The sequence below is a fragment of the Synechococcus sp. CS-197 genome (genome assembly GCF_025128215.1).
Lineage (GTDB): Bacteria > Cyanobacteriota > Cyanobacteriia > PCC-6307 > Cyanobiaceae > Synechococcus_C.
This window is the reverse complement of the sequence record NZ_JAHLZC010000009.1, coordinates 75,216-94,562: the sequence shown is the minus strand read 5'-3', so window position 1 is coordinate 94,562 and position 19,347 is coordinate 75,216. Positions and strand designations below refer to the sequence as shown.

Annotated in this window: 20 protein-coding genes; 13 read left to right on the top strand and 7 right to left on the bottom strand. The window is 63.4% G+C overall.

Annotation, left to right across the window (positions count from 1 at the left end; all coding sequences use genetic code 11):
* Nucleotides 1–33: 33 nt before the first annotated feature.
* Genes ndhC through KQ296_RS02825 form a run of 3 tightly spaced genes read left to right on the top strand, consistent with a single transcriptional unit; the run spans nt 34 to nt 1,719 of the window.
* Nucleotides 34–396, top strand: a complete 363-nt coding sequence (gene ndhC / locus KQ296_RS02835; RefSeq protein WP_011932181.1) for a photosynthetic/respiratory NAD(P)H-quinone oxidoreductase subunit C — start codon at nt 34–36, stop codon at nt 394–396.
* A 31-nt stretch (nt 397–427) separates the two neighbouring features.
* Nucleotides 428–1,174 (top strand): NADH-quinone oxidoreductase subunit NuoB, encoded by a 747-nt coding sequence (gene nuoB, locus KQ296_RS02830; RefSeq protein WP_011932182.1) that lies wholly within the window; start codon nt 428–430, stop codon nt 1,172–1,174.
* Nucleotides 1,171–1,719, top strand: a complete 549-nt coding sequence (locus KQ296_RS02825) for an NAD(P)H-quinone oxidoreductase subunit J (protein ID WP_011932183.1) — start codon at nt 1,171–1,173, stop codon at nt 1,717–1,719. Before nuoB ends, KQ296_RS02825 begins: the two co-directional genes overlap by 4 nt.
* Here the strand turns inward: KQ296_RS02825 and yvcK are convergent.
* The gene (gene yvcK, locus KQ296_RS02820) at nt 1,713–3,092 is read right to left on the bottom strand and encodes a gluconeogenesis factor YvcK family protein (RefSeq protein ID WP_041428737.1); all 1,380 of its coding nucleotides are present in this window, start codon (nt 3,090–3,092) and stop codon (nt 1,713–1,715) included. The genes KQ296_RS02825 and yvcK overlap by 7 nt on opposite strands.
* 167 nt (nt 3,093–3,259) lie before the next feature.
* On the opposite strand from yvcK, the gene KQ296_RS02815 reads away from it, so the two are divergent.
* Both KQ296_RS02815 and KQ296_RS02810 read left to right on the top strand, forming a co-directional pair.
* Nucleotides 3,260–4,069: an ABC transporter ATP-binding protein gene (locus KQ296_RS02815; protein ID WP_011932185.1), complete on the top strand. Its 810-nt coding sequence runs from the start codon at nt 3,260–3,262 to the stop codon at nt 4,067–4,069.
* Nucleotides 4,070–4,072: 3 nt separating this feature from the next.
* Nucleotides 4,073–5,005, top strand: coding sequence for an MlaD family protein (locus KQ296_RS02810; protein ID WP_011932186.1), 933 nt, complete (start codon nt 4,073–4,075; stop codon nt 5,003–5,005).
* A gap of 7 nt (nt 5,006–5,012) precedes the next feature.
* On the opposite strand, the gene KQ296_RS02805 is transcribed toward KQ296_RS02810, so the two are convergent.
* The gene (locus KQ296_RS02805; RefSeq protein WP_011932187.1) at nt 5,013–7,199 is read right to left on the bottom strand and encodes a magnesium chelatase subunit D family protein; all 2,187 of its coding nucleotides are present in this window, start codon (nt 7,197–7,199) and stop codon (nt 5,013–5,015) included.
* 3 nt (nt 7,200–7,202) lie between these two features.
* On the opposite strand from KQ296_RS02805, the gene folK reads away from it, so the two are divergent.
* Nucleotides 7,203–7,712, top strand: coding sequence for a 2-amino-4-hydroxy-6-hydroxymethyldihydropteridine diphosphokinase (folK, locus tag KQ296_RS02800; RefSeq protein ID WP_011932188.1), 510 nt, complete (start codon nt 7,203–7,205; stop codon nt 7,710–7,712).
* A 1-nt stretch (nt 7,713) separates the two neighbouring features.
* On the opposite strand, the gene KQ296_RS02795 is transcribed toward folK, so the two are convergent.
* The gene (locus KQ296_RS02795) at nt 7,714–9,462 is read right to left on the bottom strand and encodes an ABC transporter ATP-binding protein (protein WP_011932189.1); all 1,749 of its coding nucleotides are present in this window, start codon (nt 9,460–9,462) and stop codon (nt 7,714–7,716) included.
* A 66-nt stretch (nt 9,463–9,528) separates the two neighbouring features.
* Here KQ296_RS02795 and KQ296_RS02790 point away from each other — a divergent pair, with 66 nt between their 5' ends.
* Nucleotides 9,529–10,089 carry an NUDIX hydrolase gene (locus KQ296_RS02790; protein WP_011932190.1) on the top strand — a complete coding sequence of 187 codons (561 nt, stop codon included), beginning with the start codon at nt 9,529–9,531 and terminating at the stop codon, nt 10,087–10,089.
* A 14-nt stretch (nt 10,090–10,103) separates the two neighbouring features.
* Nucleotides 10,104–11,582 (top strand): FAD-binding domain-containing protein, encoded by a 1,479-nt coding sequence (locus tag KQ296_RS02785; protein WP_011932191.1) that lies wholly within the window; start codon nt 10,104–10,106, stop codon nt 11,580–11,582.
* A 15-nt stretch (nt 11,583–11,597) separates the two neighbouring features.
* Here KQ296_RS02785 and KQ296_RS02780 read toward each other — a convergent pair whose 3' ends face one another.
* Both KQ296_RS02780 and KQ296_RS02775 read right to left on the bottom strand, forming a co-directional pair.
* Nucleotides 11,598–12,821 (bottom strand): DegT/DnrJ/EryC1/StrS aminotransferase family protein, encoded by a 1,224-nt coding sequence (locus KQ296_RS02780; protein WP_011932192.1) that lies wholly within the window; start codon nt 12,819–12,821, stop codon nt 11,598–11,600.
* Between the two features lie 10 nt (nt 12,822–12,831).
* Nucleotides 12,832–13,464: a thioredoxin family protein gene (locus KQ296_RS02775; RefSeq protein WP_011932193.1), complete on the bottom strand. Its 633-nt coding sequence runs from the start codon at nt 13,462–13,464 to the stop codon at nt 12,832–12,834.
* 66 nt (nt 13,465–13,530) lie between these two features.
* Here KQ296_RS02775 and KQ296_RS02770 point away from each other — a divergent pair, with 66 nt between their 5' ends.
* Nucleotides 13,531–14,061, top strand: coding sequence for a hypothetical protein (locus tag KQ296_RS02770; RefSeq protein WP_011932194.1), 531 nt, complete (start codon nt 13,531–13,533; stop codon nt 14,059–14,061).
* Here the strand turns inward: KQ296_RS02770 and KQ296_RS02765 are convergent.
* Together KQ296_RS02765 and KQ296_RS02760 are read right to left on the bottom strand one after the other, a co-directional pair.
* The gene (locus KQ296_RS02765) at nt 14,058–14,486 is read right to left on the bottom strand and encodes a hypothetical protein (RefSeq protein WP_011932195.1); all 429 of its coding nucleotides are present in this window, start codon (nt 14,484–14,486) and stop codon (nt 14,058–14,060) included. The two genes, KQ296_RS02770 and KQ296_RS02765, sit on opposite strands and share 4 nt — an antisense overlap.
* A gap of 27 nt (nt 14,487–14,513) precedes the next feature.
* On the bottom strand, nt 14,514–15,440 hold the full coding sequence (locus tag KQ296_RS02760; protein ID WP_399240198.1) for an FAD-binding domain-containing protein: 927 nt from the start codon (nt 15,438–15,440) through the stop codon (nt 14,514–14,516).
* 119 nt (nt 15,441–15,559) lie between these two features.
* Between KQ296_RS02760 and fabI the strand changes: the two genes are divergently transcribed.
* The 4 genes from fabI to KQ296_RS02740 all read left to right on the top strand — a co-directional run bounded on the left by fabI (nt 15,560) and on the right by KQ296_RS02740 (nt 19,345).
* Complete coding sequence (gene fabI, locus KQ296_RS02755; protein WP_011932197.1) at nt 15,560–16,342, top strand: enoyl-ACP reductase FabI; 783 nt, start codon at nt 15,560–15,562, stop codon at nt 16,340–16,342.
* Nucleotides 16,343–16,382: 40 nt separating this feature from the next.
* On the top strand, nt 16,383–16,991 hold the full coding sequence (gene hisB, locus KQ296_RS02750) for an imidazoleglycerol-phosphate dehydratase HisB (RefSeq protein WP_011932198.1): 609 nt from the start codon (nt 16,383–16,385) through the stop codon (nt 16,989–16,991).
* Between the two features lie 55 nt (nt 16,992–17,046).
* The gene (locus KQ296_RS02745; protein WP_011932199.1) at nt 17,047–18,534 is read left to right on the top strand and encodes a carotenoid oxygenase family protein; all 1,488 of its coding nucleotides are present in this window, start codon (nt 17,047–17,049) and stop codon (nt 18,532–18,534) included.
* 88 nt (nt 18,535–18,622) lie between these two features.
* Nucleotides 18,623–19,345: an SIMPL domain-containing protein gene (locus KQ296_RS02740; protein ID WP_259726325.1), complete on the top strand. Its 723-nt coding sequence runs from the start codon at nt 18,623–18,625 to the stop codon at nt 19,343–19,345.
* Nucleotides 19,346–19,347 lie beyond the last annotated feature (2 nt).

The following is a 19,347-nucleotide window of genomic DNA, read 5'->3' as shown; positions in this document are numbered from 1 at the left end:
TGCCAGACTGGCCCGCAGATCGGAGCCCCTTTGATGTTTGTGCTTCCGGGATACGACGCCTTTCTCGGCTTTCTGCTGATCGCAGCAGCCGTGCCGGTGCTGGCGTTGGTCACCAACAAACTGCTGGCTCCACGAAGCCAGGATGGAGAACGACAGCTCACCTACGAATCGGGCATGGAGCCGATCGGTGGTGCCTGGATTCAGTTCAACATCCGCTATTACATGTTTGCGTTGGTCTTCGTGATCTTCGATGTGGAGACCGTGTTCCTCTATCCCTGGGCTGTGGCCTTCCACCGCCTGGGCTTGCTGGCCTTCATCGAAGCGCTGATTTTCATCGCCATTCTCGTGGTGGCTCTTGCTTACGCCTGGCGCAAGGGCGCCCTGGAGTGGAGCTGACCCCATGACCCCATCCACTGACCGTTCTGCAATGGCCGGAGAGTCCCCTTCCATTCAGGCCCTGCGCGATCTGCGCGAGGCCAGCTGCGGTCCTGTGGCCGGTGCCGCCGACGGCGCCCCCACGGTGACCCAAGACCTGAGTGAGAACGTGATTCTCACCAGCCTTGATGACCTGCACAACTGGGCCCGTTTGAGCAGCCTCTGGCCGCTTCTTTATGGCACGGCCTGCTGTTTCATCGAATTTGCAGCGCTGCTCGGCTCGCGATTTGATTTCGACCGCTTCGGTCTTGTGCCCCGCAGCTCACCGCGCCAGGCCGACCTGCTGATCGTGGCCGGCACGGTGACGATGAAAATGGCCCCGGCTCTGGTGCGGCTCTACGAACAGATGCCCGAGCCCAAATACGTGATCGCCATGGGAGCGTGCACCATCACCGGCGGCATGTTCAGCGCTGATTCCACAACGGCGGTGCGCGGCGTCGACAAGCTCATCCCCGTGGATCTCTACATGCCGGGTTGCCCCCCGCGCCCTGAGGCCATTTTTGATGCAGTCATCAAGCTCAGGAAGAAAGTGGCGAATGAATCCGTTGCCGATCGTCGTCAGCTGCAGCAGACCCATCGCTATTGCACCGTTGCCCATGCGATGACTGCAGTCGAACCCATCGTCACCGGTGCCTATCTCCGCGCCGAAACCCAAGTAGCTGCGCTTCAACCAGGCGCCGGCCTGCCCATGCCCGCCCTGGAAACCGCAGACGCTGTTCAACCTTCTGAGCCCTCATGAGCCCCACTCCTGATAAGCAAGCGAACGCTGATGCTCCCGTGGCTGTGGCCCCTGCGCCCGGCCCGGTGAGTCAATGGCTTAGCCAGCAAGGTTTCGAGCATGAGCTGCTCGAGCCCGATCACGTGGGTGTGGAGCAGATCGCTGTGGAAGCGTTGTTCTTGCCCGTGATTGCCGCTGCACTCAAAAGCCACGGCTTCGACTACCTGCAGTGCCAGGGTGGCTATGACGAAGGCCCCGGAGAGCGGCTGGTGTGCTTCTACCACCTGCTGGCGATGGCGGAGGTTGCCGAAGGCAGTGCCGACCAGGTGCGTGAGGTGCGCCTGAAGGTGTTCCTGTCCCGTGAAGGGCAGCCCAGTGTTCCCAGCCTTTATGGCCTGTTCCGCGGTGCCGACTGGCAGGAGCGCGAGACCTTCGACATGTTCGGCATTCAGTTCGAAGGGCATCCCCATCCCAAGCGCCTGCTCATGCCGGAAGACTGGACGGGCTGGCCCCTGCGCAAGGACTACGTGCAACCTGATTTCTACGAAATGCAGGACGCCTATTGATGCGCGCTTTGCTGGCCGGCTGAACCCTGTAGATCTTTTTTGTGTTTGCGGTAGAAGCGCATCACCGCCAAAGCTAGTGAGCGTGGATCGTGACGCAGGGTGGCCGTGGGTCTGCTTCCCTGCAGCGGCGCTTCCATCACGTCGTAGCCCTCGGAGAGCAACTGCCGCCTGTTGCAAACAACCGGTTCAGCTCCTCTTGATTTGTAGTAGGCGATCAAAGGGGAGTCAGCGATCGCTTCCTGGGCTAGCACCGCATCGAACAGCCGTTGATTGATGCCGAGCGAGGCCAGTTGTGCTTCGATCGCACGCAGATGCCCGCTCACATCGAGCCCATCGGTTTCGCCGGGCTGGGTCATCAGATTGCAGATGTAGAGCCGTGGAGCACGGCTGCGTTGAATCGCTGTGACTAGTTCGGGCACCAGCAGATTCGGAAGCAATGAGGTGTAAAGGCTTCCTGGCCCCAGAAGAATCAGATCCGCATGGGCAATGGCCTCCAGCGCGCGCGGAAGCGCTGGCGGTCGCTCCGGCAAACAGCCCAGACGCACGATCGGGCTTGGCGCCTTGCCGATCACCGATTCCCCTTCGATGCGTCGCCCGTCCTCCAGTTCCGCCCACAGCCTTACATCGGCGTTGGTGGCCGGCACCACCTGACCCTGCACGGCCAGGACGCGGCTCGAGGCGGTGATGGCCGTCTCCAGATTGCCGGTAATCGCTGTTAAGGCCGAGAGAAAGAGGTTGCCGAAGCTGTGGCCTTCCAGTCCGGTTCCCGAGGAGAAGCGGTATTGAAACAGGCGCGTCAGCAGAGGCTCCTCGGTGGAGAGGGCGGCCAGACAATTGCGGATGTCGCCCGGCGGCTGCACTCCGAGCTCGCGGCGCAGCACACCGCTGCTGCCGCCGTCGTCGGCCACTGTGACGATCGCGGTGATGTGACTGCTGTAGCGCTTCAAGCCACTCAGCAGGGTGGACAAGCCGGTGCCACCGCCGATGGCCACGATGTTCGGCCCGCGATTCAGTCGGCTCTTGGCACGCAGAGCATCCACCAGCACGGTGTCTTTTTCAGGAGCAAGAGCCTGTTGGATCGAGCCGAAACTGCGGCTCTGGCCCCAGAGAAGCAGGCCGATCCCCACCAGCAACACGAGAGGACCGGTGATTCCGCGGGGCATCACGCGCGTGATCCAGCTCAGGGATTCTTGGATGGCCCAGAGCGTCCAGTAAATCGGTTGAAGGTCGGCCCAAACGGCTGCACCGAGCAGGGCCAGCACCAGTCCGATGCCGGAGGTGAGCAGCCAGCGCTTCACCACCAACCCTGGCTGCAGCCAGCGCATCGCTCGCCGGGAGCGCAGCATCAGATCGCGCTGCCGCTCCGCCTGCATCGCGCGGATGCGTTCACGGTTTCCGCGGCGTGGAAGTCTGGTCAACTGCGATCCGAAGCGAGGGGTTCGCATCCCTTGCAATCACCAAACTGTACGGAAGCTGGCCCCAATGGCCATCCCCCCGAGCCAAACCCGGCAGGATGGCTTGAGATGCAATGCGGCCTCCAATGAGCCGGCCGAGCGCCACCCCAGCAACAACCCAGACGCCCGTGGTGGAGATGCGCGATCTCACCATGCAATGGGGCCCCAGGCCTGTGCTCGATCGGGTGTCGCTCACCATGAACCCCGGTGAGCGCATCGCCGTTGTTGGTCCTTCCGGTGCCGGTAAATCCACGGTGTTGCGGCTGCTTGCTGGTCTGCAGCTGCCAACAGGTGGTGAGCTGCGCCTTTTCGGGGAACCGCAGACCTACCTGCGCCTCGATCAGCGCCGGCCTCCGGATGTGCGATTGGTGTTTCAGAACCCAGCTCTGCTGGCTTCCCTCACGGTGGAGGAAAACGTTGGTTTTCTGCTCACCCGTCTGGGACGCCTGAAGCCTGCCCAGATTCGCGAGCGGGTGCAGCAGTGCCTCGAAGCTGTTGGCCTTCATGAGGTGGCCGAGAAGTATCCAGGTCAGTTGAGTGGTGGCATGCAGAAACGGGTGAGCTTTGCCCGGGCCCTGATCGATGACCCCGACCGGGAGGAGGGGGCGATGCCCTTGCTGCTCTACGACGAGCCCACGGCTGGCTTGGATCCGGTGGCATCCACGCGAATTGAAGATTTGATTGTGAAAACCACCACGGTGGCGCGGGGTTGTTCGGTGGTCGTGAGTCACGTTCACAGCACGATTGAACGGTCTGCTGAACGGATCGTGATGTTGTATGGCGGGCGCTTTCAGTGGGATGGAAGCGTGGAGGACTACCGCAATTCAGACAATCCTTATGTGGTTCAGTTCAGGACGGGTAACCTGCGCGGACCGATGCAACCCTCCGACCAGTAATTCATGCGCCGTAGTGTCCGCGAAGCCCTGGTCGGTTTTTCGCTTGTTGGAGCGATCGCCGGATTTGCAGGCACCATGCTCTGGCTGAGGGGCGTACGTCTGGGATCGGAAACCTGGACGGTTCAGGCGGATTTCCAGAATGCCGGTGGTCTTGCTAACCGCTCGCCCGTCACGTTTAGGGGAATCACCGTGGGAACGGTGCGAGCGATCGATGTCACTCCCATGGCCGTTAGAGCCACATTGGAGATCAATCAGGACGACCTCCAGCTCCCCCTGCCCGTGAAGGCCGTGGTCTCCTCTGCATCCCTGTTGGGAGGGGATTCCCAGGTGGAGCTCCTCACCACAGGCACGCCGGTGCCGAAGAACGCGCCATCGCCGAAAGCGCGGAACTGCAAAAACAGCGGTGTTCTGTGCGAGGGGGCCACGATTCCAGGCCAGTCAGGTGCCAGCCTGACGTCGGTGACCGCAAGCCTTGAGCAACTTCTCGATCAGGCTCAGAAATCGAACTTGATCCCCCAGTTGGTGGAGTCCACCAAGCAGTTCGGAACGACCAGCGAGGATGCGTCCAAATTCCTCGACACAGCTGACGTCGCGGCACAAAACGTGGATGCGCTCGTGCAGCAACTGCGCGCTGAGGTGTCCCGAGCCCAGCCCACGATCGACAACCTCAACCGCGCGACAGCGGAAGCGGCTGCGGCTGCGGCCAGCATCAACAACCTGGCCAAGGCGTTTGATAATCCAGAAACGGTGAGTGATCTCAAGCAGACCGTCACCAACGCCAAGCAGCTCACGGCCCGGATTGATGCCGTGGGCGGAGACATCGAACAGCTCACCGACGACCGTCAGTTCATGCAAGGTCTCCGCAGCGTGATGATTGGCCTTGGTGCCTTCTTCGACGAGGTCTACCCGGCCAGGACGGGGACCTCGAACGAATGACGCCGGTTCAGGTCACCGAATTGATCGCCTCCATGGCCACAGCGGCAATGGCCTGATCGCTGGCCTTGGGCAGCTGCACGTATTTGCCACCCGCGGCTTCGGCAAGGTCTTTGCCCATGCCGCTGCCAATGAACTTGCGCTCGGTGTCGATCACCAGCAGCTTGATTTCAAGCATGCGGTAGCGACCCGCCACATCGAGAACCTCCTGCTTGAGATCGGGCTTCTCCTCTCCTTCAAGCTCCGGCTGGCCCAGGGACGTGCTGAGAGGGACGTTGCCGCGTCCATCCGTGATCGCCACCACCACCACTTGCCCAAGATCGCCCGTGGCCAAAGCATTGGCACCAACGCGAGCCGCCTGGGTGAGCCCATGGGCGAGGGGGGAGCCGCCGCCGCAGGGCATCGATTCCAGCCGCCGGCGGGCGGCCGTGATCGAGCGGGTGGGCGGCAGCAACACTTCGGCCTGATCGCCGCGGAAGGGAATCAGAGCCACTTCATCGCGGTTTTCATAGGCCTCAGTGAGCAGCCTGATCACCGCTCCCTTGGCGCTCTGCATTCGGTTCAGGGCCATCGATCCACTGGCATCCACCAGGAAGATCACCAACGCTCCAGCTTGTCGCTGCAGCAGCTTGGCGCGCAGGTCTGATTCCTCCACGATCACGGTGCGCTCCGGTTGGCGTGCTCGGCGTGCTTTTTGGTAAGGCGCAGCCGCTCGCAGCGTGGCATCAACGGCGATGCGCCTCACCGGCCCGCGGGGGAGCATCGGTTTCACGTAACGGCCCCGGCTGTCACTGAGCACCACCGAACGGCTGCCACTGTTGCCGCTTTTGCTCTTGGCGGCATTGAACAGCAGCAGGTCGGGATCGATCGCTACCGCCTCGGGATCCAGCATGAACTCTTCGGGCACCGAGGGTGGTGCCTCGTCCTGCTCCGAGTCCTCGTCATCGTTGCTGTCGTCGTCTTCGCTGTCGTTGTCGTCGCTGCTGTCTTCCGGTGGATCGTTGTCGTCGTCAGCGGATCCCTCCGGTGGGGGAGGCGTGTCGTCGCTGTTCTGCTCACCGGGGTCCGGCGGTGGTGGCGGGGTCTGATCGTCGGGCTGCTCGGGCGGCGGCGGTGGCTCCATCTGCTGATCCGGTGGCGGCAACTGGGAGGCGCGGGGTGCAATCACCAGAGCCACAGCCACCTGCAGGTCATCGGCCTCCACCTGATCGCGACCACTGAGGGCCGCATGGGCTTTGGCCACGCGCACGGCATACAACTCAGAGCGATGCCCTTCCACGCCGCCGCGGATGGCTTCGGTGACCAGATATTCGATCTGCTCGCGACTGATCTGCACATCCGGGAGCCATTGCCGGGCCAGCAGCAGCTGGGTGGCCAGGGCATCGGTGTCTTCCTTCCAGCGCTCCGCGAAGCTGCGGCTGCACTGTCCGTGGCTGAGCACCGCATTGGTGATCTCCACCCGCTGTTCGGTGCTCACCAGCTGATCAGCTGAGAGCGCGATGGCAAAGCGGTCGAGCAGGTGATCGCGAACGTTCCCTTCCTCTGGGTTATACGTGGCGATCAACAGCGGCCTGCAGGGGTGGCTGAGGCTCAACCCCTCCCGTTCCACCTGGTTCTCGCCCGCTCCCACGGCGGCCAGAAGGAGATTGACGATGCCGTCATCCAACAGGTTGAGCTCGTCCACATACAGCACCCCACGGTGGGCTTCCGCCAGCAGGCCGGGCTGAAACACGGGGCTGCCACTGCTCAGGGAGGCGGTCACGTCCACAGCCCCCACGAGGCGGTCTTCCGTGATGCCCAGGGGGACCTGAACGAAAGGAGCGGGAATCACCGTGGACGCTGGTTCAGCGCCGAGGGTGTCGCGGAGGCTGCTGCCCCATTCCTCCGGTCGTTGCGGATCCAGATTGCGGCCCGGCCCAATCGGCACCGGTGCGTTGGCTGGGTCGAGGATTTCAATCGGTGGGAGCAAGGCATGCAGACCCCGTGCCAGCACTGACTTGCCGGTGCCTCGGCCGCCGGCGATGATCACGCCGCCCAGCCCTGGATCCACAGCAGCCAGCATCAGGGCGAGCTTCAGGGTTCCATGGCCGGTGATCGCCGCCAACGGAAAGGCGCGGTTGGCTTGATCCATCGCTGCTGTCTTGGCCACGCCGCTGGCGACCCCTCCACCTGAAACCATGAACGTTTGCCGGCCCATCGCGTGAGCGCCAGTCTCGCTGATCAGGCTTGTTCTCTGGCAGTGGCGTTGGGGGCCAATCGTCCCAGTGCTGCGGGCAGCCCCCAACAGACCCTGATCGATGTGCGCCCACAGCTCGAACAATTGTTGTGCGACTGGGCTCAGATCAGCCTGTCCCGCATCAGCTGCTCATGGTCGCCCTTGCTGGAGACGGCTCCGGTGGGAGGGCCGCCCGGTCAGCCGATGTACTGCAATGCCGTGCTCCTGATCCGCGGTGTGCCTGGTGCTCCAGATGCGGAGGCGGCGCTGGCGTTGCTGGATCGTCTCCAAGCGCTGGAGGCGCAGTACGGCCGCGATCGCGATCGCGAAGTGCGTTGGGGGCCCAGGTCGCTGGATCTGGATCTGCTCTTCTGGGGTGACTGGCGGCTGGAGCATCCCCGGCTGGTGTTGCCGCATCCACGCCTGCATCTCCGCTCTTTCGTGATGGAACCTTTGCTCGCGGCCATGCAGCGTTCCACGCACTGGCGCTCCTGAGTCAGGTCGAAACCGCGACGGTTGCAAGGTCGATCACGACATCGGCCAGGTTCAACAACGCCGGGTCGTGGCTGCTCACCAGCACCAGTCGCTGCCTGGATCGTTCCTGAATCACCGTGCGCACCTGGGCTGCCGCAACGGCATCCAGGAATGCTGTGGGTTCATCCAGCACGTCCACCGGCCGGTCCCGGAGCCAGGCGCGCAACAGGCCGAGTCGGTGAATCTCACCGCCGGAAAAGGGGTTCTGGGCCAGAGCCATCGGAGCATCCAGACCGTCTGGTCGATCGAGCAGATGCGCCAGTCCCAGGCGCTGCAGCCAGGTTGCGATCGTGGCGTCCGGGATCTCGCGGCCAAGCACCAGGTTGTCGCGCAGGCTGGCCTCAAACAGTGCCGCATGCTGGGGCGCGCAGGCCATCAATGCATGCAGTTGCCTGGCGCCTGCCGGTCCCGAGAGCTGCCAGCATTCAGCCCCGCAGCTGATGGTCCAGGCACTGTGTTCCTCCCCCTGTAAACCGCTGATCTGATCGAGCAGGGTGGTCTTGCCCCAGCCCGAGGGCCCCGTCACCGCGACCAGCTGGTTGGGGAGCAGGCGCAGGCTGTGGATTCGGCCGTTCCGCCGTGATGCGCTGCACCAGTCCAGCTGCGTCCAGCGATCGCGCTCCAGCGTCGCCAGTGCAAGAGCGTTCAGCACAGTTCCGGTGGCCTGCTCCGGGCCTGGGCGCAGTTGCTCGCGGCGCAGACAGAGGGCTTCATAGCCGGGAAGGTTGCCCAGGCACAGGCGCCGGGCCTGGACCACACCACTGAGGGAGGATCCGGCCCGGTAAGCCAGCACCAGCGTGGTGGTGAGCACGTCGGTGGTCAGGGCGTCACCTTGCAGGAGCAGCCAGAGACTGGCGATCGCCACCACCAGCGTGTCGCGCCAGGCGTTGTAGCCCGCGCGGCGGCGTACCCGCTCCCGCAGCAGCCAGCGCCCTTTGGCGGTTTCCTGGGCGAATCGATCGAGGAGCCAGCGTTCGGCGGCTGCCGCGCGAACGGCCTTGAGGCCATGCAGGCCATCGCCCACGGTGCGCTGCAGTGCCGCATTCAGGCGGCTCTGGATCCGACCCAGACCCCAACTTCCTGAACGCTGCAAGAGGGCGGCGATGGCGGTGGCCATCAGGGCCAGCAGCAGCGGCCAGGCAGCCGTGCGTCCCACCAGCAGCACGCTGGCCAAGTAGATCAGCATCGCCAGCAGGGCTTGCAGCATGCGCACCGCCTGGTCCAGCCCCAGGGCGGTGCGATTGATGTCGGCCATGAGCAACGCCAGCAAATCTCCGCGGCCGAGTTGCTCCAGTTGGGTCGATGACGCTGAAAACACCTGTTGCAGGAGTTGCTGGCGCAAACGATCCGTGAAACCGGAGCGCAGTTGCTCCCGGCTCACCGCCACGCGTCCCTGGATCAATCCACGCAGAAGGATCAAACCCACCAGCAGGGCAAGACTTGTGGTCAGCGGCAGGTTGACGCTCAGCCCAGGCATCGCGTTTTGGGCTGATCCTTTGCTGAGCAGCAACGTGATAGCCAGGCCCAGCCCTGCGATGTCCAGCACACTGCTGACGGCGCTCAAGCCAGCCAGTTGGCCGAGGTGCCCCCAACCAGCTTCTTGAGCCAGTGCCTTGAAGAGCTGAAGCTGTCTCCAGCGGGGCAGCACGGTTGCAGCAGCTGTGGGGTCAGCGGTGGTCAGCGTGTGATCGTGCAAAAACGGGAAGCCCAACCAGTGACGTGCCGCTGACGATCCTGCCGTGCAACCGCCATGCTGGTGCCCGCTTTGCTCTCCTTCATGGCACCTCTGCCAGCCTCCGAGCCTTACGAGCTGCTTGAAACCATCGAGGCGATGGACGCGCGCAAGATTCGCTTCGAGCGCAATCGCATCAAGTTGCCCATGGGTGTGGAGGGCACGTTCGGACTCATTCGCCATCCCGGCGCATCCCTCGCCGTGCCGATCACCAACGACGGACAGGTGGTGGTGCTGCGTCAGTACCGCTTCGCCGTTCAAGCCCGTTTGTTGGAATTTCCTGCCGGAACGCTGGAGGACGGGGAAGATCCACTGGAGTCGATGCAGCGGGAACTCGGGGAAGAGGCGGGGTACAGCGCGGCCCGCTGGGATGCACTGGGTCCGATGCTGCCCTGCCCCGGGTATTCCGATGAGGTGATCCACTGCTTTCTTGCTAGGGATCTCACGGCGCTGGAGAACCCGCCTGCAGGCGATGACGATGAAGACCTGGAGGTGGTGCTGATGGATCCAGCGGAGCTGGATGCCCGATTGGCGTCAGGTGAGGAGTGGCTGGATGGCAAGAGCGTCACCGCCTGGTATCGCGCCAAACAACTGCTCAATCTCTGATCAAGACCGTTCCGATGACCGCTTCCCGCACGCTGTTCTGGCACCGCCGCGATCTTCGCCTGGCGGACAACACTGGTCTTCACGCGGCTGCGGCGCTCGGGCCTGCGGTCACCGGGGTGTACGTGCTCGACCCAGCCATCATCGCGCCACCTCCCGAGTTGCCGCCCATGGCTCCGGCGCGGTTGTGGTTCCTGGTGGAAAGCCTGGTGGAACTGCAGCAGCGTTGGCGGGACGCTGGCAGTCGTCTGCTGGTGGTAGCCGGGGATCCGGTGCAGCGACTGCCGCAGCTGGCATCGCTTCTGGAGGCCGCGGCAGTGGTTTGGAGCCGTGATGTGGAGCCCTATGCCCGCGAGCGCGACCGTCAGGTGGCGCGGGCTTTGCAGGCCTCTGGCCGCAAGGTGCTCGTCGATTGGGATCAGTTGCTGGTGGCTCCAGAGCTGCTCAAAACCGGCGGCGGTGACCCCTATCGCGTGTATGGCCCCTTTCTGCGCAACTGGCGCGGTCAGGTGGAACTCAGCGAACCCGGCACGGTTGAGGCTCCGACGGGGCTGATCGATCTGGATGCTGCCTGCTTGGATGCGCTGCAGACGGCTGCGGGTGAGCTCGGTCGCCTCTGTGCCGAGGGGCAGCGCGACCTGGAGCAGCTCCGCTCCGGCCATGGCTTCAAAGGCATGGATCTCTGCCCTTGCCGTCCCGGCGAAGCGGCGGCTGCCGGTCAGTTGGCGGTCTTCGCGGATGGTCCGCTGCTGGGTTATGAGCCGGATCGCAATTTCCCAGGCACCGCTGGCACCTCCGGCCTCAGTGCTGCACTCAGTGTGGGCACCGTTAGTCCGAGGCAGGCCTGGTGCGCGGCTCAGGCCGCGAAGGATCTGGCCCGTAGTGATGAACAGCGTCAGGCCATTGCTGTGTGGGAACAAGAGTTGTGCTGGCGCGAGTTCTACCAGCAGGCCCTGTTCCACTTTCCGGAGCTGGCGGATGGTCCTTACAGGGAACAGTGGCGTCGTTTCCCTTGGGAGAACAACGAAGACTGGTTCGACTTCTGGAAAGACGGCCAGACCGGCATGCCGATCATTGATGCGGCGATGCGGCAGCTCAATGAAACCGGTTGGATGCACAACCGCTGCCGCATGATCGTGGCTTCATTCCTGGTGAAAGACCTGATCTGCGACTGGCGCTGGGGTGAGCGGGCCTTCATGGAGCTGGAGGTGGATGGCGACCTGGCCGCCAACAACGGCGGCTGGCAGTGGAGTGCCAGCAGCGGCATGGATCCCAAGCCTCTGCGCATCTTTAATCCCGCCACCCAGGCGTCCAAATTCGATGCCGATGGGGACTACATCCGCCGCTGGGTCCCGGAGCTGCGCCATGTGTGCACCAAGGATCTGCTCAGCGGCGACATCGGTGCTCTCGAACGCAGGGGGTATCCGGAGCCCCTGGTGAATCACAAGATTCAGCAGGCACGCTTCAAAGCGCTCTACGCCACCATCAAAGGCTGAGACAACGGTCGGCGATCAGGCGGCAACGTCGCAGGTTTGGTTGGCCTTGACGGGGCGCTCGAGCAGCAGGGATTTGATCACCGTGATCACGCGGCTCTGTTGGTCGACGCTGAGTTCAGGGAAAATCGGCAAGCTGAGCACCTCACTGCAAAGTTGTTCGGTGATCGGCAGAGACCCCGGGGCCAGGTTCAGATCGCTGTAAGCCGGTTGGCGATGAATGGGGATCGGGTAATAGATGATCGTGTTCACGCCCTGTTGCTGGAGGCTCTGTTTGAGCCAGTCGCGGCAACGGCTATCGGGAAGTCCATGGTCATTGCAGACCGCCGGACAGCTGCCGCCGCAGAGTTCTTGCCCGTTTGCGCAGCGCTGAATGCGGATCACGAACTGATTCCAACCATGGCCCCCATGGGCATCTGATTCGGGAAGCTGCACGCCAGGAAGATCCTGAAGGGCTGCGCTGTAGCGGGCGGCAATGGCCGCACGGCGCTCCACCCAGCGATTGAGATGGGGCAGCTTCACATTGAGAACGGCTGCCTGGAGGGCATCGAGTCGGCTGTTGTAACCGAGATCGGTGTGCAGGTAGCGGCGTGGCATGCCATGCACGGCCAGTTCGCGCATGCGCTGAGCCAATTCCGGGCTGTGGCAGCACACGGCGCCACCGTCGCCCGCGGCGCCGAGGTTCTTGGTGGGGAAGAAACTGAAGCAACCCACGTCCCCCCAACTGCCCACACTCCGTCCGTTCCACTGGGCACCGGTGGCCTGGGCGCAGTCTTCCACCACGCGCAAGCCGTGACGTTCAGCGATGGTCATCAGTCGGGTCATGTCCACCGGCCTGCCGAACAGGTGCACCGGCATGAGCGCACGGGTTCTGGAGGTGATCGCCGCTTCCATGCGGTTCAGGTCGATCAGGTAGGTCGACGGGTCCACGTCCACGAACACCGGCGTGGCACCCACGGCACTGATCGCTTCAGCCGTGGCAAAAAAACTGAAGGAGGCGGTGATCACTTCATCGCCGCGGCCAATCCCCAGGCCACGCAAGGCCAAGATCAGGGCATCCGTCCCGCTGTTGCAACCGACGGCATGGGGTGTGCCAACAGCCTCTGCGAAAGAGCACTCGAAGGCCTGGATCTCGGAACCGCCGATGTATTGGCCGCTGTGCAGCACCCGCAGCACTGCGGCATCGAGTTCTGGCCCGAGATCCGCGAGCTGTTGGCTGAGACTGAAGGGTGGCACCTGCATGGGGGGCACCTTAAGCCGGGCTCCCGAACCACGGCGGTTCTTGTCCGGGATGCCATTTGATGTTGCAACCGATCGAGGGGGTCTGCTGGTCGCGAACTGGCTGACCAGCCAGGACAGAATCCATGGCTTCTCTCAGATCATGACCATCAAGGGCGGCTGCGCTTCCCGGCCGGCTGCCATCCAGCTGCCCTCTGTATCGCAGGGTTTGTTGTGCGCCGGAGTCTGGTGCAAACAGATAAAACTCCGGTGTGCAAGCGCCGCGAAGATCCTTCGCCAAGCTCTGCTGCTCGTCGAAGAGGTACGGAAACGTCCAGCCCAGGTGTTCGGCCTGCTGGCGCAGGCCTGGCGGTCCGTCCTGCGGATGGCTGATCACGCTGTTGCTCGAGACGGCGAGCAGCGAGACGCGATGGCCGTAGTCGCTCTCCAGGCGGCTGAGTTCCGGTTCCACGTGCTTCACGAATGGGCAGTGGGCGCAGATCAGCATCACCAGCACCGGTTGGTTGGGTAGATCGTCGTGGCCCAGGTCGCTCATTGGCGTGGGGGTGCCAGGGACTGGCTGCGCCAGCTGGCCGCTCACGATGGGCAGACGGAAGGCGGGGAGTGGGTGCCCGAGGGGCAGCATCGTGGATGGAGTGAGCACCATGCGTCCGGCCCGACGTCTGCAATTGCCTTGATCTTGGATCAGAATCCGGCCTCTCGAGGTGAGGCGTTGGTGCGCTGGGTTCAAAAGGCTCCTGCAGGTCTTGCGGCCCTGACAGTCCTGATGACGGGTTGTGGAGGATCTCCGCAGGCCACCTGGGCTGTGTTCCCCCTGCAGCGCAGGGTTCCCCATGACGGGCTGGCGGTGGTCAGTCAGCCCGATGGATTTGGTCTGCACCTCTTCCTCGAGACGGACACCCGTGATCCGGCAGTCTGCAAACCCCGCTGGTTTGCGGACGCTGCGCGACTCTTCAATGGCAATGGCACCGCTCCGTTCAGCGCTGGCCTGGCTCCCCGTTCGGAGTTTTTTGCCGTTGTCCAGCGTGATTCCGTTCTGAAAGCGCTGCAACGCGAGTTGCAGGCCCTGTGTGCAGATCGGGCCCCGAAGGCGCGCTGGCAGTGGGTTCAACCACCGACGACGGCTTCGGAGGTGGTCCCCGTCGCGCTTCCGGCTCTGGAGGAGCAGGATTTGCTCATCGATCCCGCTGAGGAGCTCAAGCGGGAAGAGGCGTTGCTCAAAGATGAGCAATCAAACCCCTAAAAGCCCTCCCAAACCACCGGCTCGGCCTCACGCCAGTAACGGCTGAAGCGTCCAAGGCGCGGTGGCCGCGGCAGTCTCACAAAGGGCTCGGGTTCCAGTCGTTCCAGGGGGCATTGGCTCTCAATCTGGGCTGCGATTCTTTCCAGACGAGGGTCGACGGGACGGCTGGTCACGATTCCATCGGCCTGATGACGCTCGGCGAAGCGGATCACCTCGGCCGCCACATCGCCTTTGCGCAGGGTCACGGAACAGTCGAGGGCGCACTCGTAGAGAAAGCCCAGGCGTTTGCGGCTGATGCCGGCGTCTTCGATCCACTGCGTGTCGAACACAAACAGAGCTGGGGCGTTCGACCAGGCGAGCCGGGCAGGGTTGCGGGAGCCGAGGGCTTCCTCGTGGATCCAGAGGATCGGGTTTTGGAACGGCATGGGGTGCGGGGCTGTCGGATCGGTCACTCAGCGCTTCGGCCGGGCGAAGGCGGCGCTGGCACTGCCTCGGGAGTTGTTGTTGCGGCGCCGGCTGGGGACATCCCGGATTGCAGGCTGGGGCGCGAACAGCTGCGATTCCAGCTGGTCGTAACTTCCCTCGAACGGGCAGGTGTCGGCGCTCGGGCAGCTCTTGCAGTATTTGCCGTCGCTGTAGCGCTCCAGGTTGCCGCGATTGAAGAAGTAAGGCTTGTGACTGAAGCTGCTGGCAACCCATTGCCAGCTGAGGTGGTTGCTGGCGGGATCCCCGTCGAGCAGGTGCTCCAGGAACCAGTCGGCGCCAGCTTTCCAATGCACCCGGCGCCAGTGCACCAGATAGGCCGCCATCCACATCCGCGCGTGGTTGTGGAGCCAGCCGCTGCTCACCAGATCGTCTCTGAATCCATCCATGCAGGCCAGTCCCGTGCGGCCTTCGCGTACGTCGTCGGGAAGCTCCCGGCTGTAACTGGCTGGATCGTGGCCGGTCTTCAGCTCTTCTTGGCTCTCATGGATGGAATCGCCGAGATCGCTCCACATCCGCTGCCAGAAGTCGCGCCAACCCAGTTCATTAATCAGCTTGCCGCCGTCGTCCCTGCCTTGGCCGCGATCCCGCAGTTGGGCAAACACCACCTCTCGGATCTCCGCCAGGGTGAGAACGCCATGGCGAATCCAGGGGGACAAGCGGGTGACGGCACCCTTGAGATGGTTGCGGCTGCGTCCATAGCGCTTCGCATCCATCCGTTGCAACTGGCTTTCGGCCGCCTGTCGGCCGCCTTGGATTCGGCTGAGTGGCCCCTGGGCGCTGGGGAATTCGCTGGCCAGGAGTTGATCGAGTGCGTCGCGATCCGCAAGGTCTCTCGGTAGATCCCCTGGCTGTTCAGGCCATGGCAGGGGGGTGACAGGGGGTAAGGGCAGCACCACGGGATCACGGGAACGCCGCCATCCTGTCGATCGCCGGAGACAACTGCGACAGCCATCGCAGGGCAGGGGTGCGGGATGGGAGAGAATCCCCACACTGTTCAACGTCAGCCGGTCCGATGCTTCTCGATCTCACGGGCAAGAAGATTCTCGTTACCGGCATTGCCAACAACCGATCGATCGCCTGGGGGATCGCCCAGCAGCTCAAAGCTGCAGGCGCTGAGCTGGGCATCACCTACCTCCCCGATGACAAGGGCCGTTTCGAGGCGAAGGTTCGTGAGCTCACCGCACCCCTGGAGCCGTCCCTGTTCCTCCCCTTAAACGTGCAGGACGCAGCCCAAATGGAGGCTGTGTTCAGTGAGATCAAGAGCCAGTGGGGGGTGCTCGATGGCCTGGTGCACTGTCTGGCCTTCGCCGGGAAGGAGGAGCTCGTGGGCGATTACAGCGCCACGACAGCCGAAGGCTTCGCCCGGGCGCTTGAGATCAGCGCTTACTCCTTGGCCCCGCTCTGCCGCCATGCCAAGCCCCTGTTCAGCGAAAAGGCTGGAGTCGTCACCCTCACCTATCTCGGCGCTGAGCGGGCGATTCCCAACTACAACGTGATGGGTGTGGCCAAGGCGGCCCTCGAAGCCTCTGTGCGCTACCTCTCCGCCGAACTCGGCCCTGAGAAGCAAGTGCGCGTGAATGCGATCAGTGCCGGTCCGATCCGCACCCTGGCCAGCTCGGCCATCGGCGGCATTCTCGACATGATCCACAACGTGGAGGAGAAGGCTCCCCTGCGCCGCACGGTCACGCAAACCGAGGTGGGCAACACCGCGGCGTTTCTCCTCAGTGAGCTCTCAAGCGGCATTTCCGGGCAAACGCTTTACGTGGATGCCGGTTACTGCATCAACGGCATGTGAGCCGGCATGATCAACCCAGGCGTCTTCGTTCCTGAGGCTGATGATGCGGACAGGTGAAATCCACCGGGTCACCGGAGAAACCGATGTGCAGGTGCGCCTGAACCTCGATGGCAGCGGCCAGTGCCAGGCCAGCACCGGTGTGGCTTTTCTTGATCACATGCTCCAACAGATCAGCAGCCATGGCCTGATCGATCTTGAGATCAGCGCGCGCGGGGACACGCACATTGATGATCACCACACCAATGAAGATGTGGGCATCGCCGTGGGTCAGGCCCTGGCTCAGGCCCTCGGGGACCGCCGCGGCATTCATCGCTTTGGCCACTTCCTCGCGCCGCTTGATGAAGCGCTGGTGCAGGTGGCCCTGGATTGTTCCGGCCGGCCGCATCTGAGTTACAGCCTCAGCATTCCCAGCCAGAAAATCGGCACATATGACACTGAGTTGGTGAAGGAGTTCTTCGTGGCGGTGGTGAACAACAGCGGGCTCACCCTGCACATTCGCCAGCTCGACGGTGCCAATTCCCACCACATCGTGGAGGCTTGTTTCAAGGCCTTCGCCCGGGCGTTGCGCCAAGCCACGGAAATCGACCCACGCCGGGCCGATGCGGTGCCAAGCAGCAAGGGAGTGCTGGAGCAGGCGGGCATGAACTAAAGCGCGCGCTTCACAGTCCGTTACGAGAGGATGGTGGGGCATTGCTCCGTCTTCTGTGACTGTTGCTCCCGCTGTTGACCGCTTTGCGCGCTCGGAATGGGCCAGTGCCTTTCGCAATGTGGAGCAGGAGCTCACCGATGTGCCCCTGACCCCGGCGCGCGGCACCATCCCTTCCGACTTGGTCGGAACCCTGTACCGCAACGGTCCCGGTCGGCTTGAGCGCAATGGCCAGCGCGTGCATCACCCCTTCGATGGCGATGGGATGATCACGGCCCTGCGCTTTGAAGAGGGCGCGCTTGCCCTCAGCAATCGCTTTGTGCGAACCGCCGGTTGGCAGGAAGAGGAAGCAGCGGGAAAGGTGCTGTATCGCGGTGTGTTCGGCAGCCAGAAGCCCGGCGGGCGCTTGGCGAATGCCTTTGATCTGCGCTTAAAGAACATCGCCAACACCGGGGTGGTGCAGTTGGGTGACCAATTACTGGCGCTCTGGGAAGCGGCGGAACCGCATGCGCTGGATCCCCGCACCCTGGAAACCCATGGCATCAGCCTTCTGGGCGGCGTGCTCAAGAAAGGTGAGGCCTTCAGTGCGCACCCGCGCTTCGATCCCGGCCATCACGACCGTCCACGCATGGTCACCTTCGGGGTCAAAACCGGACCGCGCAGCACCATCCGCTTGATGGAGTTCGCCACCGAAACCGACGCTGCTGCAGGCATCAAGGCCGGCGATCTTCTCTGTGAACGCAAAGACAGTTTCAACGGCTTTGCTTTTCTCCACGATTTTGCGATCACACCCAACTGGGCGGTGTTTCTTCAGAACGCCATCGCCTTCAATCCTCTGCCGTTTGTCCTCGGCCAGAAGGGGGCGGCGCAGTGCCTGGAGTCGAAGCCGGATGGTCAGGCCAAGTTCTGGTTGATTCCCCGGGAAAGCGGTGCCTTCGCCGGGCAGCCGCCACGCATCGTTGATGCCCCGGATGGCTTTGTGTTCCACCACCTCAACGCTTGGGAAGACGACGGCGATGTGGTGGTGGAAAGCATCTATTACAGCGATTTCCCCTCGGTTGGCCCGGAGATGGACTTCACCGCAGTGGATTTCGATCTGATTCCAGAGGGCCTGCTGGAGCAATGCCGCATCACCCTGGAGAGTGGTGAGGTGAAGACCACGCGCCTGAGCGAACGCTGCTGCGAATTCGCCATGGTGAATCCTGACAAGGAAGGTCTCCCTTGTCGCTATGCCTGGATGGCCGCCGCCGCTCGGGAGCAGGGCAATGACCCCCTGCAGGTGATCAAGAAGCTGGATCTCAGCACTGGGGATCGCCAGATCTGGAGTGCCGCACCCCATGGTTTCGTCAGCGAACCGCTGATGGTTCCCCGCCCCGGTGCCAGCGCTGAGGACGATGGCTGGATCCTGGAACTGGTCTGGAATGGGGCTCGGGAAGGATCCGACCTGGTGATTCTTGATGCAGCTGATCTCAAGGAGGTTGCCGTGATTGAGCTGCCTCTAGCGATTCCCCACGGGCTGCATGGCAGCTGGGTGGAAGCCCGCTGATCGGATGGATTCTGAGAGAACTGGCGGCTAACGCGTCACCGTTCAGTCACCCGCGCATCGTCCGAGGGATTGAGACTGCCTTCAGGTTGTGTCGTCGCCGTCCGCCATGCGCCCTTGGACATCCGCTCTTCGCCTCTTCGCCGTTCCGATGGCGGTCGTGGCGCTTCCTGCACTTTCAACGCCGCTGCGGGCGCAGGTTCAGGGACCTCGATGCAACGGCACCGTGCTGCACCTGACTGTGCAGGAGCGAGGCGATACGCGCACCGACCGTTTTCGCTTCCTGCTTCGTTTGGAGGCTGAAGGGTCCAAGGCCGCTGCTGCTCTGGAGCAGCTCAATGGTCGTCTCGCCCGGGTGCGCACAGAGCTCAGGCCCTTGGTGCAAGGCGATCTGGAAGTGCCGGCGCCGAACACATTCCCCATCGGTCAATCGCAGTCTCCTGATCGCTACCGGGCGTCCACAACCATCCGAGGCTCGGTCAGTCGCAGCAAGTACGACACGCTGATTCAGCGGGCCGGCCGCCTGCCCGGGGTTCGCCTCCAGGGCATGACCTCCCTGGCTTCAGTGCAGGGCCAGACGGAGCTGGAGGAGCGCTTGCTCAAGCGGGCCTTGGAGCGTGGTCAGTCGCAGGCGGCGCGCACGGCTTCCGCCCTGGGGCTATCCAAGGTGAAGTTGTTGCGCATTGATCAGCGCAGCCAGCCCGCGACCCGTGGGCTGGCGATGGCGGCAACGGCCGCTCCCCGCTTCAGACCCGGGGAGGCTCCGCTTCCCACCGGGAGTCTGAGCCTCACCCTGGATTACTGCCTGTCCTAAGC

What these genes read in the sequence shown, in the direction of transcription:
- ndhC (WP_011932181.1), top strand. Translation starts at nt 34, where the DNA reads ATGTTTGTGCTTCCGGGATACGACGCCTTTCTCGGCTTTCTGCTGATC.
- nuoB (WP_011932182.1), top strand. Translation starts at nt 428, where the DNA reads ATGGCCGGAGAGTCCCCTTCCATTCAGGCCCTGCGCGATCTGCGCGAG.
- KQ296_RS02825 (WP_011932183.1), top strand. Translation starts at nt 1,171, where the DNA reads ATGAGCCCCACTCCTGATAAGCAAGCGAACGCTGATGCTCCCGTGGCT.
- yvcK (WP_041428737.1), bottom strand. Translation starts at nt 3,092, where the DNA reads ATGCAGGCGGAGCGGCAGCGCGATCTGATGCTGCGCTCCCGGCGAGCG.
- KQ296_RS02815 (WP_011932185.1), top strand. Translation starts at nt 3,260, where the DNA reads ATGAGCCGGCCGAGCGCCACCCCAGCAACAACCCAGACGCCCGTGGTG.
- KQ296_RS02810 (WP_011932186.1), top strand. Translation starts at nt 4,073, where the DNA reads ATGCGCCGTAGTGTCCGCGAAGCCCTGGTCGGTTTTTCGCTTGTTGGA.
- KQ296_RS02805 (WP_011932187.1), bottom strand. Translation starts at nt 7,199, where the DNA reads ATGGGCCGGCAAACGTTCATGGTTTCAGGTGGAGGGGTCGCCAGCGGC.
- KQ296_RS02790 (WP_011932190.1), top strand. Translation starts at nt 9,529, where the DNA reads ATGGCACCTCTGCCAGCCTCCGAGCCTTACGAGCTGCTTGAAACCATC.
- KQ296_RS02785 (WP_011932191.1), top strand. Translation starts at nt 10,104, where the DNA reads ATGACCGCTTCCCGCACGCTGTTCTGGCACCGCCGCGATCTTCGCCTG.
- KQ296_RS02780 (WP_011932192.1), bottom strand. Translation starts at nt 12,821, where the DNA reads ATGCAGGTGCCACCCTTCAGTCTCAGCCAACAGCTCGCGGATCTCGGG.
- KQ296_RS02775 (WP_011932193.1), bottom strand. Translation starts at nt 13,464, where the DNA reads ATGGTGCTCACTCCATCCACGATGCTGCCCCTCGGGCACCCACTCCCC.
- KQ296_RS02765 (WP_011932195.1), bottom strand. Translation starts at nt 14,486, where the DNA reads ATGCCGTTCCAAAACCCGATCCTCTGGATCCACGAGGAAGCCCTCGGC.
- fabI (WP_011932197.1), top strand. Translation starts at nt 15,560, where the DNA reads ATGCTTCTCGATCTCACGGGCAAGAAGATTCTCGTTACCGGCATTGCC.
- hisB (WP_011932198.1), top strand. Translation starts at nt 16,383, where the DNA reads ATGATGCGGACAGGTGAAATCCACCGGGTCACCGGAGAAACCGATGTG.